The 13,814-nt window shown below is 63.3% G+C and carries 14 protein-coding genes; 5 read left to right on the plus strand and 9 right to left on the minus strand.

Translation table 11 applies throughout. The features are described from left to right. Positions 1-30: 30 nt before the first annotated feature. The 3 genes from ACS0VV_RS10360 to ACS0VV_RS10370 all read right to left on the minus strand — a co-directional run bounded on the left by ACS0VV_RS10360 (position 31) and on the right by ACS0VV_RS10370 (position 1,833). Entirely contained in the window at positions 31-420 is a 390-nt protein-coding gene (locus tag ACS0VV_RS10360; RefSeq protein ID WP_483532627.1) for a hypothetical protein, read from the minus strand. Positions 421-438: 18 nt separating this feature from the next. Then, positions 439-1,452, minus strand: a complete 1,014-nt coding sequence (locus ACS0VV_RS10365; protein ID WP_483532628.1) for a cysteine synthase A — start codon at positions 1,450-1,452, stop codon at positions 439-441. Positions 1,453-1,515: 63 nt separating this feature from the next. After that, a complete protein-coding gene (locus ACS0VV_RS10370) occupies positions 1,516-1,833 on the minus strand; it encodes a 2Fe-2S iron-sulfur cluster-binding family protein (protein WP_483532629.1) in 318 nt (105 codons plus the stop codon). A 76-nt stretch (positions 1,834-1,909) separates the two neighbouring features. Here ACS0VV_RS10370 and ACS0VV_RS10375 point away from each other — a divergent pair, with 76 nt between their 5' ends. Then, positions 1,910-2,527 (plus strand): DNA-3-methyladenine glycosylase family protein, encoded by a 618-nt coding sequence (locus ACS0VV_RS10375; RefSeq protein ID WP_483532630.1) that lies wholly within the window; start codon positions 1,910-1,912, stop codon positions 2,525-2,527. Here the strand turns inward: ACS0VV_RS10375 and ACS0VV_RS10380 are convergent. The 3 genes from ACS0VV_RS10380 to ACS0VV_RS10390 are packed head-to-tail and all read right to left on the minus strand — an operon-like array spanning position 2,524 to position 7,031. Next, positions 2,524-3,807 carry a spinster family MFS transporter gene (locus ACS0VV_RS10380; protein ID WP_483532631.1) on the minus strand — a complete coding sequence of 428 codons (1,284 nt, stop codon included), beginning with the start codon at positions 3,805-3,807 and terminating at the stop codon, positions 2,524-2,526. The genes ACS0VV_RS10375 and ACS0VV_RS10380 overlap by 4 nt on opposite strands. Further along, a complete protein-coding gene (locus ACS0VV_RS10385) occupies positions 3,804-4,661 on the minus strand; it encodes an alpha/beta fold hydrolase (protein ID WP_483532632.1) in 858 nt (285 codons plus the stop codon). The genes ACS0VV_RS10380 and ACS0VV_RS10385 overlap by 4 nt, the downstream gene beginning before the upstream one ends. A 27-nt stretch (positions 4,662-4,688) precedes the next feature. Next, positions 4,689-7,031, minus strand: coding sequence for a TonB-dependent receptor (locus tag ACS0VV_RS10390; RefSeq protein ID WP_483532633.1), 2,343 nt, complete (start codon positions 7,029-7,031; stop codon positions 4,689-4,691). Positions 7,032-7,140: 109 nt separating this feature from the next. Between ACS0VV_RS10390 and ACS0VV_RS10395 the strand changes: the two genes are divergently transcribed. The 4 genes from ACS0VV_RS10395 (at position 7,141) to ACS0VV_RS10410 (ending at position 11,840) form a co-directional block, all read left to right on the plus strand. Beyond that, a complete protein-coding gene (locus tag ACS0VV_RS10395; RefSeq protein WP_483532634.1) occupies positions 7,141-7,767 on the plus strand; it encodes a TetR/AcrR family transcriptional regulator in 627 nt (208 codons plus the stop codon). A 158-nt stretch (positions 7,768-7,925) separates the two neighbouring features. Continuing rightward, positions 7,926-9,878: a S9 family peptidase gene (locus ACS0VV_RS10400; protein ID WP_483532635.1), complete on the plus strand. Its 1,953-nt coding sequence runs from the start codon at positions 7,926-7,928 to the stop codon at positions 9,876-9,878. An 82-nt stretch (positions 9,879-9,960) separates the two neighbouring features. Beyond that, on the plus strand, positions 9,961-10,848 hold the full coding sequence (locus tag ACS0VV_RS10405) for an SDR family oxidoreductase (RefSeq protein ID WP_483532636.1): 888 nt from the start codon (positions 9,961-9,963) through the stop codon (positions 10,846-10,848). A gap of 161 nt (positions 10,849-11,009) precedes the next feature. Then, the gene (locus ACS0VV_RS10410) at positions 11,010-11,840 is read left to right on the plus strand and encodes an SDR family oxidoreductase (RefSeq protein WP_483532637.1); all 831 of its coding nucleotides are present in this window, start codon (positions 11,010-11,012) and stop codon (positions 11,838-11,840) included. Here ACS0VV_RS10410 and ACS0VV_RS10415 read toward each other — a convergent pair. From ACS0VV_RS10415 to ACS0VV_RS10425, 3 genes are read right to left on the minus strand one after another with little or no spacing between them, the layout of a single operon-like run. Beyond that, on the minus strand, positions 11,837-12,343 hold the full coding sequence (locus tag ACS0VV_RS10415; protein WP_483532638.1) for a DUF1697 domain-containing protein: 507 nt from the start codon (positions 12,341-12,343) through the stop codon (positions 11,837-11,839). The genes ACS0VV_RS10410 and ACS0VV_RS10415 overlap by 4 nt on opposite strands. Next, entirely contained in the window at positions 12,340-13,488 is a 1,149-nt protein-coding gene (locus ACS0VV_RS10420) for a hypothetical protein (protein ID WP_483532639.1), read from the minus strand. The genes ACS0VV_RS10415 and ACS0VV_RS10420 overlap by 4 nt, the downstream gene beginning before the upstream one ends. Further along, on the minus strand, positions 13,485-13,778 hold the full coding sequence (locus ACS0VV_RS10425) for a 4a-hydroxytetrahydrobiopterin dehydratase (protein WP_483532640.1): 294 nt from the start codon (positions 13,776-13,778) through the stop codon (positions 13,485-13,487). Before ACS0VV_RS10425 ends, ACS0VV_RS10420 begins: the two co-directional genes overlap by 4 nt. Positions 13,779-13,814 lie beyond the last annotated feature (36 nt).

The raw sequence follows: 13,814 nt of genomic DNA on the forward strand, positions 1-13,814 counted from the left end.
GTGCACAACAATGCGGCGGCAAGCAGAAACCTACTGCAATTGCGCATTGGAAGCCGGATCAGGAACATCGCCGGTCGGCTGGGTTTGCGGGGCGGAAGATCCCGAAGGCGTGGGTGTCGCGGGCAAGGCTGGTGCGACCCCGGCTTCTACCAGCGGGTCAGCCGCCGCTGCGGGCGTCGCGCTCGCCTCCACCGTAGGCGCGGCTTCGGGAACGACACTCGCCTCGGTTTCCTGCACCCGGCTGCCGATCACGTCCGCCAGACCAATCAACAGCACCATGCCGAGAATGCCCAGCCCGCCGACCTGCAGCCGCTGCATCCGTTCGGAGCGTGAGCCGCCAAGCGGGCCGCCAGCAGGCACCGGCGCGGCCTGTGCCTGCGCGTTTCGCCGTTTCAGATAGTCTCGCGGATCAAACGCCATCTGCCGGAAGCTACACGATCAAGATGAACCTAGCCAGTCGAATACGGGCAGGTTTTTGCTTGCCAGCCATTCGGCGTTGTAGAGCGTCGAGAGATAACGGAAGCCGGTATCGCACAGGATAGTCGCGACGCGCGCATCCTCGCGCCCTTCGGCGACCAATTGCCGCCCCAATGCCACCGCGCCTGCGACATTGATGCCGCTCGACAGGCCAAGGCACAGCCCCTCCTCGCGCAGCAGCCGCGCGACCCATTCCAGCCCTTCCTCGTCGGAAATGCGGAATTGGGTGTCGATCGGCGCATCTTCCAGATTGGCGGTAATGCGGCCCTGGCCGATACCCTCGGCAACCGAACTGCCTTCGGCCTTCAGTTCACCGCAAGCGAAATAGGAATAGAGCGCCGCGCCGTGCGGATCGGTGAGCGCGATGCGGACATTCTCGTCAAAGGCTTTTAATCCCATGCCGACGCCGGAAATCGTCCCGCCCGTGCCCGCTGCGCAGGTAAAACCGTCCACGCGGCCTTCCAGCTGCTCCCAGATTTCGGGCGCGGTGCTTTCGATATGCGCGCGGCGGTTGGCGACATTGTCGAACTGGTTCGCCCAGAGCGCGTTGTCCATGTCCTCCGCAATGCGGCGGCTGGTGTGGACGAAGTGGTTGGGGTCGGCGAATTTGGTTGGCGGGACGGTGACGAGCTCCGCGCCCAGCGCGCGGAGCGTATCCATCTTCTCGCGCGACTGGTTGTCCGGCATGACGATGATCGTCTTGTAGCCGAGCGCATTGGCCACCAGCGCAATGCCGATGCCGGTATTCCCCGCCGTGCCTTCCACCACCGTGCCGCCCGGCTGCAGCTCGCCCCGCGCCTCGGCATCGCGGATGATCCACAGGGCGGCGCGGTCTTTCACGCTCGCGCCCGGATTGGCGAATTCGCACTTGCCCCAAATCTCGCACCCCGCCGCCTCGCTGGGGCCGGAGAGCAGGACGAGCGGCGTATTGCCGATAAGGTCTAAGGTATCGCTACGGACAGGGGCGTTTATCATGCGGGGAGAAGTAGGCTCCGCGCCGCGATTGCGCAACGCGAGAGGTTCTTGAGGGCGCTAAACTCAATCTTCCTCCGCAATCGTCACTTTCAATCCGCTCAGATCGTCGGTGAACGGTATCTGGCACGACAGGCGCGAGGTCGGCGCGCGGTGGTCGCTGCTGTCGAGCAGATCGTCCTCGTCCTCGCTCATCGCGGGCAGCTTGTCGGCGAAGGCCGGGTCGACATGGATGTGACACGTCGCGCACGAACAGCAGCCACCGCACAGCGCCAGCAGCTCGTCAAAGCCATTGTCGCGGATCGCTTCCATCACGGTCAGGCCGCTTTCGACCTCGATGGTGGATTCCTCGCCTGCGCGGTTGACGACGGTGAGTGTAGGCATGGGCTTGCAATTCCTTTGAAGTAACGCGACGGGGAGCTAGGCAATCGTGCCCGCAATGGCAAGGATGGACGTTGGGATGGGGCTTTCAGCTGCGCAGATCAAGCACGCGCTCGACGAAGTGGCGGCCCGCGAACCGGCTATAGCGGTTGCGCTGGAGAAGGCCGGCTACCCCGAAACGCGCATCCGGCCCACGGGCTACAAGACGCTGCTGCGCACCATTGTCGGTCAGCAAGTGAGCGTCGCTGCGGCGTCATCGATGTGGAACAAGCTGGAGGCGGAACTGGGCGAGGATTTCACCCCGTCATGCCTGCTCGAACGCGATTTCGATACCTTGCGCGCTTGCGGTCTTTCGCGGCAGAAGCAGGGTTATGCTCGCAGCTTGTGCGAGTTGGTGAGCGCGGGCGAAGTGGATTTCGACAACCTTCCTGCAGATGACGAGGAAGCGATTGCCGAGCTCACCAAGATCAAGGGCATCGGGCGCTGGTCCGCCGAGATTTATCTGCTCTTCGCCGAGGGCCGCCCGGATATCTGGCCCGCCGGTGATCTTGCGGTGATGGCAGGGATCGGGAAGATCCTCGGGCTGGAAGAACGCCCCGACGAAAAGGCCACCCGCGCGCTTGCCGAACCATGGCGTCCGCATCGCGGCGCGACGGCGATTTTCACCTGGCACTGCTACAATAATCCCGCGCTTTAGGCGGCTTCGGCCACCCAATCCTTGCGCAGCGACTTGCCAGCGAGCGCCATCAGCAGCGCGGCAATGGCATACAGCACCAGCGAATAGAGCATCGAATAGCGCAAAGCCTCGTCACCATAGGTCGGCGCGAGAAAATCGGAGAGCGCGCCCAGCGCGTAGATGCCACCGCCGAGGCCGATCAGATTGTTGATCAGCAGGAACAGCGCCGATGCGGTCGAGCGGGCGGCGGGCACCACCAGATGCTGGATCGCCGAGAGCACCGGGCCAAGCCAGATATAGGCGAGCGCTTGCGGCAGCAGGAACAGCACGAAGGCAAGTTTCCAGTCGCTGCTCGAAATCCCGGCGGCGAATAGCGGCGCGCCGAGGAAGAACGCGGTCGCGGGCACCCAAGCATAGAACGCCCGGTCGCGCCCGCCCAGCCGGTCGGCCAGCATCCCGCCGGCGAGCACGCCGATCACTCCGCCGATCAGCAAGATCGCGCCGAAGAATTGCGAGGCTTCGACCAGTTCGAAACCGAAGCTGCGCATCAGCAGGCTCGGCAGCCAGAAGGCGATACCGTAGCCGAGCATGGACGACATCGCCGCGCCGAAGGAGAGGAACCAGAAGGAGCGTTTGCGTGCCAGAATGCCAGCGGTCTCCGCCAGCTTGGGCTGGACGGGCAGCGGCGCAGGATTGTCCACGGAGACAACCGGCTTTGCCTTGTCGCGCACCAGAATCTTGAACACCGGAACGATCAGCACGCCGAGCAGACCAACGGTAAAAAAGGCCGTGCGCCAATCGACCGTCGCCGCGATATATCCGCCGAGCAGCACGCCAAGGCCGGAACCGATAGGGATACCCAGCGAATAGACCGACAGCGCGGTCGCCCGCTGCTCGCTGGGGAAATAGTCGCCGATCAGCGCGTAGGACGGGGCCACACCGCCCGCCTCGCCAATCCCGACACCCAGCCGCGCGAGGAAAATGTGCCAGAAGTTTTGCGCCAGCCCGCACAACGCTGTGAACCCGCTCCACGCGAAGAGCGAGACCGCGATCACCCAGCTGCGGCTCGTCCGGTCAGCCAGCGCCGCCAGCGGCACCGCCATGGTCGAATAGAGGATGGCAAAGGCAATGCCGCCCAGCAGCCCCAATTCGCCATCGGTCAGCCCAAGATCGGCCTGCACCGGCGCTGCAAGGATCGAGAGAATCTGCCGGTCGATAAAGTTAAAGATGTAGACCACCAGCAACATTCCCAGCACGACATTGCGGTTGGGATCGGGCCTGACGGCGGTTGCAGTGGTCATTGCGCGTGGTCTTTCAAGAAAGCGCTTATCGCGGCCAGTGCGGCTGGCTCGTCAAGCAAGGGTGCATGGCCGCGGTTCGGGACTTCGACGCTGGCGAAGGGGCCTTGGTGGCGCGTTTGCATTGCCGCCAGCGTATCGCGGCCAAGCAGATCCGACAATGCCCCGCGAATGGCGAGAACGGGCGTTTGCCCCAGCATTTCCCAAAGCGGCCACATATCGGCCTGCGGCTGGCTCTCGTCTTCGGAAAAGCCCTGCGCGATGGCGGGATCATAGGCGAAGGCGATGCCTGCGCCTGTCTCGCGGCAGGTGCGTTGCGCCCATGCGAGCCAGTCCGCCTCGGCAAAATCGGGGAAGGCCGACTGGTTGATTGCCGCACAAGCCTGCGCCGCCGCCTCCCAATCGGCGAAGACCGTCCCGCCGCCGACATAGGTCTTGATGCGATCCAGCCCTTCTTGCGACAGCACCGGGCCGATATCGTTGAACACGATCAGCGGAAACGCGCCCGGCTGCATCGCATTCATCACCATGGCGATCAGCCCGCCCATCGACGTGCCGATAATGCCCGGTGTCTCCACGCCAAGTGAGGCGAGCAGCGCGAACATATCGGCGGCGTAGATATCGGGGCGGTAATTGCCCGGATCGCTATCGTTTGCAGACAGCCCCCGCCCGCGCTGGTCGGGAACGATCAGCCGATACTGTCCCGCCAGATGCTCCGCCAACGGCTCGAAGTCGCCGCTGTTGCGGGTCAGTCCATGCATCAGCAGCAGCGGAGGGCCATCCCCCTGATAGTCGCGGGCGAACAGCTTTAGCCGTCCGTCCGCGCTATCATAATAGTGCTCAAGATAATCCATCATCGCGTTCCTGAACCGGTGCGAACCGAATCAGAATTCGATGGTGGCCGTCACATAAACCTGGCGCGGATTGCCGTAGAAGGCGGTCAGCGTGCCTTCGCGGCCCAGATTACCCGTCGGCTGGCCGCCGGTCAGGATTGGCTCACCCGTGGTCGGATTGACCGCGATGAAGGTGTAGCCCGAGGTGCGGTATTCCTGATCGGTCAGGTTGCGCCCGTACAGGCCGAGGCTCCAGCCGCTGTCATCGGTGTAAAGGATGCTGGCATCCCACAGCGCATAGCCATCCTGATCGAGGAAGGGGCTGGGAATTTCGAACTGCGTCGTGGCGCTGCGGAAGGACAGCGTGCTACCCAGATACAGCTCCCCATTGGCCAGCGGGGTCGCATAGCCAAGCGTTGCCGCGCCGCTCCATTCGGGCGTGTTCTGCACCTCGCGGAATTCGGATACATCGGTCGGTACGCCGCCGATATTGGTGATGAACTGAGTGTATTCGGCATTGATCCAGCCGAGCGCGCCCTGGAAACGTAGCTCGTCCCCGCTGCCCAGCAGATCGCGCGCGAGCACCGCATTGGTTTCGAATTCGAGCCCGTAGAACTCCGCCGCACCGGCATTCGATACCACACCGCAGAACGTCTGGATGCCGCCGACATTACAGGCGACCGAGCCCGGGATTTGCACATCGGTGTAATCGGCATAGAAGGCGGCCAGCGCGACATAGAGATCGCCGTCCAGCAGATCGCCCTTATAGCCCAGCTCGTAACTGTCGACGCTTTCCGGCGCGAAGCTAAGGAAGTCGGCGATCTCGGCATCGGTCGGCGCGCCGGGCGTTGCGGCAGGCGCGTTCACGCCGACACCGCGCGGATCGAAGCCGCCGCCTTTGAAGCCTTGCGAGAAGCTGGCGTAGATATTGTGGTCAGGCGTCGGCTGGAAGCTAAGCGAGACGCGCGGGGTGAACTTGTTGAAGTCCTCCGAACCTTCGAAATTGGTGCTCGGCGCGCCGAAAGCGATGCCCGCACCCCCGAAGACCGGCGAACCGCCGCCGAGGTAATTCTGCCGCAGAATGTCCGCCGTCCGTTCGTCCCACGTATAGCGGCCGCCGACCGAAAGGCTCAGCTGGTCGGTAATGTCGTAGGTGAAGTCGCCGAACACGGCGAAGGTCTGCGTATCGACATTGGCCTGCGTGAAGGCGGTGAAACCGGCAAAGGTGGTGAACAGGCGCACATCGAACTGCGTGTCCGCCCGCGCATCGAGATAATAGGCGCCCAGCAGGCCGGCGAACGGCCCGCCATCGTCCCACACCAGCTGGACTTCCTGGCTCAACTGTTCGTTCGAGTAGAAGGCGGGAACGTCCAGATCGACCGCGGGCAGTGCGTCGAAGTCGATGGGGCTCGCGCTTTCGTCGGCGCGATAGGCGCTGATCGAGCGCAGCGTCAGCGCGTCTGACAGGTCGAAGCGGATATTGGCGGCAATGCCCCATGCTTCCACATCCTGCGCGGGATCGACCAGCCCGCCGCGCGTGTCGAAGACATTGTCCAGCACAGGCGCACCCGAAAGCGCGCCCGGAATAAGGCGGTGGCCGCCGCGCGCATTGCTGCGGTCATGCGTGTAATCGCCCGAGATGCGCACGAAGACAGGCTCGCCGCCTCCGCCGATTTCCAGCGTGCCGCGTGCCGCCCAGATATCCTTGTTGTAGTTGTCCTCGCCCGTGGTGAGGTTTTCGCCGAAGCCCCCGCGCGAAAGGCGCGCAACGCTGGCCCCGATGCGCACCGGATCGGCGAGCGGGGCCGAAACGGACACGACACCCTCGGCCCGGTCGAACGAGCCGTAGGTTGCGCGGGCGCGGACGGTGAATTCGTCGGGCAGTTCGCGGGTCACATATTTCACCGCGCCGCCAATCGTGTTGCGGCCATAGAGCGTGCCCTGCGGCCCGCGCAGCACTTCGATCCGCTCGATGTCATAGATGTCGAGTACGGCAGCCTGCGGGCGGTTCAGATACACATCGTCGAGATAGATGCCGACGCCCTGTTCGAAGCCGGAGACCGGATCCTGCTGGCCGATGCCGCGGATAAATGCCGACAGCGTCGAGTTGGTGCCGCGCGATTCCTCCAACGTGGTGTTGGGCGTGATCTGCGCGATATCGGTGATGTCGGACGAACCGCGACGCTCCAGCTCCTCGGCCCCGAAGGCGGATACGGCGACAGGCACATCGACCAGATTTTCGTCACGGCGACGCGCGGTCACGACAATGCGGCCACCGCTGACCGTATCGTCAGCCTCGGGATCGCCTTGCGCAACCTGCGCATAAGCGGGCGTGGCAAAGGCTGTGAGCACAAGTGCGGCGGCAGTGGACTGCCAAAGAGCGGCTTTCGACATCGATACTCTCCCAAGGTGATTCTGTTCTATCAGGCGCCGATATTGAAAGTTGAACCACCTTTCAACTTTTTTCTTTGCACATAGTTCGCATTGACGGTAGCGCGGTGGTATGCCTGCAACGCCAGCCACCGCCGTTACCGATCACAAACCTCCGCGCACGGCGCGCGGGCGGGAGACTTTGCGCAAGCTGCTGGACGCGGCGGCGAAGGAATTTGGCGAGAAGGGATTTCACGAAGCCTCGATCAGCAGCATCACCCGCCGCGCGGGCACGGCGCTGGGCAGCTTCTACACCTATTTCGACAGCAAGGATGCGCTGTTCCGCGCGCTGGTGAAGGACATGAGCGGGCAAGTCGCGGCGCGAGCGCGGGAGGCGATTGCACAGGAAGACAGCGCCCTCGCCATCGAGCGCGCCGCCTTGCGCGCCTTCCTGCAATTCGCGCATGAAAAGAAGGAAATCTACCGCATCATCGACGAATCCGAATTCGTCGATCCGGCAGGGTATCGCCAGCACTACGAAGCCACCGCCGCGCGCATTCTGGAACGCCTGAAGGGGGGCGAAGCGGCAGGCGAATTCCGCGAAAACCTCGAAGAAGCGCACGCCTGGGCGCTGATGGGCATGAACGTGTTCCTCGGCCTGCGCTACGCCGTGTGGTCGGACGGCGACGAGGCGGAGCGGATTTCGGCGCTTGCTAACGAAATGCTGCGCGCGGGGATTGGTGCTCGCTCTGAAGACTAAATCAGGATACTCCCCTCCCCCTGGGGAGGGGTCGGGGGTGGGGGTTCCACGCCAGTGAGGCCGAACCCCCATCCCAACCCTTCCCCAAGGGGAAGGGCTTATCGGTTGGCAAAACAAGTGGCCCTCCCTACTTGGCAACTCACACCAAGGGAGACACCATGACCACCACCGCCGCCAGCCTCATTGCCGACACTCCGCTCATCACCCGCGATACGCTGTTCGGCAATCCGACGCGCGCCGCCGGGCGGATCAGTCCCGATGGCAAATGGGTGAGCTGGATGGCGCCGTGGGAAGGCGTGATGAACATCTTCATGGCCCCGTTCGACGATCCCGAAAATCCGCGCCGCATGACGAGCGTGACCGATCGCCCGATCCCCACCTATCTCTGGGCCCCCGATAGCCAGAGCCTGCTGTATATCCGTGACAAGGACGGGGACGAGAATTTCCTGCTCTACCAGGTCGATCTCAATGGCGAGAACGAGAAGTGCCTCACCCCCTTCGAAAACACCCGCATCCAGCTGGTGGGCGGTTCGGACACGATCCGCGACAAGATACTGGTAGGCGTAAACAACCGCGATCCGCGCTTCCACGATGTGCACCTGCTCAACCTGACCACGGGCGCGCTGGAGCTGGTGTTCGAGAACAATGAATGGGCAGGCTTCGCCGCCGATGACAGCCTGACATTGCGCTGGGCCATGCGGCAAAATGCAGCGGGCGGCACCGATATGCACGAGATTATCGATGGCGAAGTGGCTGCGACCCCGCGCGAAAGCACCGGCCTCGACGACGCGCTCACCACCGGCATGGCCGGCTACACCACCGATGGCGGCACTCTCTATTGGCTCGATAGCCGCGGGCGTGACACAGCAGCGCTCTATGCCGAGAACACCGCGACGGGCGAACGCACGCTGATTGCCGAGCATGACAAGGCCGATATCGGCGGCACCATGCGCGACACACGGACAGGCGAGGTCCAGGCCTACAGCGTCACCTATCTGCGCACCGAGCATCACGCGATCCACGAAGGCATCGGCGCCTCGCTCGCATGGCTGCGCGAGCGGCTGGAAGGCGATTTCGGCGTGCAATCGCGCACCGATGACGATCTGCGCTGGCTGGTGTGGAACGACCCGCTGACCGGCCCGATCGCCTGCTATCTGTACGACCGCGAGGCGGAATCGCTAACGCTGTTCTTCGTCACCAAGCCGGAGCTGGAAGGTGCGCCGCTCCAGCCGATGTATCCGCGTGAAATCCCCGCGCGCGATGGCTTGACCCTGCCCAGCTATCTCACCCTGCCACCGCAGGTCGATCCCGATGCGGATGGTGTGCCCGATGCGCCCGTCCCGATGGTGCTGCTGGTGCATGGCGGGCCGTGGGCGCGCGACGGATACGGGTTCAACCGCACCCACCAATGGCTCGCCAATCGCGGCTATGCGGTGCTGAGCGTCAACTTCCGCGGCTCGACCGGCTTCGGCAAAAGCTTCATCAGCGCGGGCGACAAGCAATGGTCGGGCAAAATGCACGACGATCTGATCGACGCGGTCGAATGGGCGATTGCCGAGGGCATTGCGATGCGCGACAAGGTGGCGATCATGGGCGGTTCCTATGGCGGCTATGCGACGCTTGTCGGCCTGACCTTCACGCCCGAAGTCTTCGCCTGCGGGGTGGATATTGTCGGCCCGTCCAATCTCGAAACGCTGCTGGAAACGATCCCGCCCTATTGGGAACCGCTGGTGAAGCAATTCCACGAGAGGATGGGCGATCCGACCACGGCGGAAGGCAGGCAGTTCCTGAAGGATATATCGCCCCTTTACCGCGCCAAGGATATCGTGAAGCCGCTGCTGATCGGCCAAGGCGCGAACGATCCGCGTGTGAAGCAGGCGGAAAGCGACCAGATTGTCGAGGCGATGCAGCGCGACGGCGTACCCGTCACCTACGTGCTCTTCCCCGACGAAGGCCATGGCTTTGCTCGCCCGGAAAACAACATCGCCTTCAACGCAATTGCCGAGAATTTTCTGGCCGAAGTGCTGGGAGGGCGGGCGGAGCCGGTGGGCGATGTGCTGGTCGCCTCCACCGCAGATATCCGCGCGGGCAAGGAGTATGTCGGGCTTTAGGGAATTGACAGTAATGTCAGTAGTGGTATCCGCCTAATGTCCGTCATTGCGAGCGCAGCGTAGCAATCCAGTCCCGTAAGTTGTGCTTGGCAATGACCGTTCGGACTGGATTGCCGCGTCGCCTGCGGCTCCTCGCAATGACGAAAGTTGGCAAATGAAAGACTACAAAAGCATCCTCATCACCGGCGGCGGTTCGGGCATTGGCCGTGCCGTTGCGCAGCGTTTCTCGCGCGGGGGCTGGTTCGTCGGGCTGGCCGATATCAACGATGCTAGCATGGCCGAAACCGGCGCGCTGCTGCCTGAAGGCACGTGGTCGGCACACGTGCTCGATGTGCGCGATCCGGCGCAGTGGGACAGCGCGCTGAAGGACTTCCACGCAGCCTGCGGCGGGCGCATAGATGCACTTGCCAACAATGCCGGTGTCCCGCTGGGCGGCGATCTGGCTGACCTCACAATCGAGGAAATCGACCGCACTTTGGCGATCAATCTCAACGGCGTGATCTACGGTGCGAGGGCGGTTTACCCCTATCTCAAAGCGGCAGGGCCCGGCTCCTGCCTCGTCAACACCTGCAGCGCGGCGGGGCTTTACGGCCAAGCAGGCATGACCGTCTATTGCGCCAGCAAATTCGGCGTGCGCGCGATCACCGAAAGCCTTGATGTCGAATGGGCGGCGGACGGCATTCGTGTAACCGACGTGATGCCCAGCTTCATCGACACGCCGCTGCTCGCGCAATCGAGCCATCATGGCGACAACACGCAGATCCGCGACCGCGTGATTGCCGCCAATCTCGAATTCACACCGGTCGAGGACGTCGCCGAGACCTTCTGGCGCGCGGTGCATGGTGACAAGCTCCACAACACGGTGGGCAAGACCGCGAAGAAGATCGAGACAGCGGCGCGCTGGCTTCCCTCCTACATCCGCAACAAATCGCGCGATCTGGCTGAACGCGGGCTCAAACCGATGGGTTGACGCGGAGCTTCTTTCCTCGTCATTGCGAGCGGAGCGGTTGCGAAGCACAGGCGCAGCCTGAACCAATCCAGAGAGATTGCGAACAACGGGACTGGATTGCCGGGTGTGCTCCGCACAGCTTCGCTTCCGCCTGCGGCTCCTCGCAATGACGGGAAATGGCAATGAGAACACGCAAGAGCATATTCATCACCGGTGGCGGCAGCGGGATTGGCCGCGCCATGGCACAGCATTTCGCCGCGCAAGGCTGGATGGTCGGCATTTCCGATCTCAACCAGCAGGGGATGGACGAGACCAAGGCACTGCTGCCCGACGGCCAGTGCAAAACCTACAAGTTCTCCGTCACCGATATCGCTGCGTGGGACGATGCCCTCGCCGATTTCACTCGCATCACCGGCGGCAAGCTGAACGTGCTCGCCAACAATGCCGGCCTGCCATCGGGCGGCCCGCTGACCGAAGTGACGCATGACGAGCTCGACCTGCTGATCGATGTGAACCTGCGCGCGCTGTTCTACGGCGCGAAAGCTGGTTTTCCCTACCTCAAGGCCGCCGCGCCCGATGCGTGCCTGCTCAACACCGCGAGCGCCGCGGCGATTTACGGCATGGCGAACCAGAGCGTCTACGGCGCGACCAAGGCCGGGGTGCGCAGCATGACCGAGAGTCTTGATGCCGAATGGTCGGCCTACGGAATCAAAGCGCGCTCCATTATGCCGAGCTTTATCGATACGCCGCTCCTCCAGAACCCGCCCAACCGCAGCCGCAACACGCCGATCCGCGACAGCGTGGTGAAAGCGGGGCTGGAATTCACGCCGGTCGAGGAAGTCGCGCAGGAAGCGTGGAACGCGGTGCATGGCGACAAGGTGCATATCCTTGTCGGCAAGACCGCGCGCAAAATGGGCTTTATCGGCAAATGGTTCCCCGGCAAGCTGCGCCAGCGCGCCAAGACGCTGGCAAAGGCGCATGAGGCAAGCGAGGGACGGCCGGCGAACGCTTAGGGGGCCGCCGCCGCCATCGCCGCCAGCTTTCGCACCGTATTCATATTGCGGCCCGTTCCCGCCTTTGCCGCAGGCACAACCAGTTTGGACTGGGCCATTCCGCTTGGGTGATTGACGAAAATCTCGCGCTCACCCAGCGCCAGTTCTTCGTCCGACTGATGCCGCACGCCTTCCAGCGACGGCGCTTCATCGGTGAACAGGACCAGCAATTGACTGCCTACCGCATCGGGAAAGGGATTGCGTGCGATCACCGCCGCCATCTCGGCTCCGGTGCGCAACAGGATGGCAGGAGATGCGCCGAACTCTGTCTCAATCGCACCGGTTAGCGTCGCGCGCACCGCCGCCGCATCATCCGGCCCGGTGAACACCAGATTACCGCTGGCGATATAGCTTTGCACATCGTCAAAGCCTGCCGCCGCGACCGCCGCGCGCAGGGGCGCCATCGCGATTTTGCCCGTCCCGCCGACATTCACCGCGCGCAGCAGCGCGATCCAGCGGGTCACTCTGCGCTGGTCATCGACAGCCGCACTGCCTGCCCTTCCAGCGTCAGGAACGGCTCCGCATCGGCCCATGGCAGCACGATGGTTTCCGCGCAGACCGAGACGACGTGTGGCAGGATCGGAATCATCGCGATTCCTTCGCGCGCCAGCCCCACATTCCAGCTGCTTGCGGACAGCTGTACGTCGTCGCATTCCGCGCCAATAGCCGAACCGGCATATGGGCGCAGGGCAGCCAGAAAGCCCTCGGTGGCGGTGCGGTAGACATAGCTATCCGCCCCGCTCTCAACGAGCTCGCTCATCAACGCCGCTTCGTTGAGCCAGGTTTCGGCATCGACCTCTTCGCCCGAATTGCGATCAAACACGCGGCGCTCGTTCCAGTAGGAGCCATGCGCACCGCCGCAATAGACGCCGTTCGATTCCATCGCCACCAACCAGCGGCTGGTCAGCAATTCCGGCTCCAGATGGCGGCCATATTCGCCGTTCATCGCACGGTCGACGACCATCGCCATACATTCGGCATGGGCATCGCCCATATTGCCCGCTGGCAGAACCGCCCGCAAAGCGGCGTTGATCGAATTGTCGTAATAGAGCTGCGGTGCGATGGCGAAGGTTGTGATCTCCACCGCATTATAGCCGCCATTCGCCTCCTCGCGAAGATGCGCGGGAGCGATATAGGTATATTGCACAATGCCGGTGCCTTCGAACACCGCCGCATTTTGCGCGACTGTACCGCCCTGCAAGCGCGGGGCCATGAAGGCCTCGCTCGAACAGGGGCTGGCATATTCGTCTGTCAGGACGACCTCGCGCGGTGATAGGCGTATGTCCCGCCGCGCGCCGCCCTCCCGCCAGCTGCCGGTAAGGCCTCCGTCGGCAGCGGCCGATATCTGCCACACGGGCAGCTGCTCCTCACCGAGTTCGCCGGCGTTCGGCACCATTTCTAACCAGCCGCCATCCTCTTCGATCAGCATGGTCAGGCGCATATCGTCCATGCGGTAGAACACGCCATTGCCGTTAAAGCAGGCGAGGATCGGGCTGTCCCCCAGCGTGCCTTCCCACACGCCATGCAGCGGTTCCCCGTCAGACTGCGCCGCTGCCGGGGTGGAAACCAAAGCGGCCAAGCCGATTGCGGCAACTCTCCAGACGTTCATGCCAGCACCTCCTCGATAGCCTGCGCCAGTTTGATATCCCGCATGGAAAGCCCCCCTGCATCATGTGTTGTCAGTTCGATCTGCACCTTGTTGTACACGTTCGACCATTCGGGATGGTGATCGTGCTTCTCCGCCAGAATCGCCACTTGCGTCATGAAGGCAAAAGCCTTGCTGAAATCGCGGAATTCGAACGTGCGCCCGATCGCCTCGCCGTCGCGAGTGAAGTCCCACCCGTCCAATGCGCCCACCAGCGCTGCGGCCTCGCTCCTGTCCAAAGCTTCAACGGTCATGCTGTGTCCCCCTGCTTGCGTGTTCGCCCCTTCATG

The sequence above is a fragment of the Aurantiacibacter sp. KMU-128 genome (assembly GCF_056933515.1).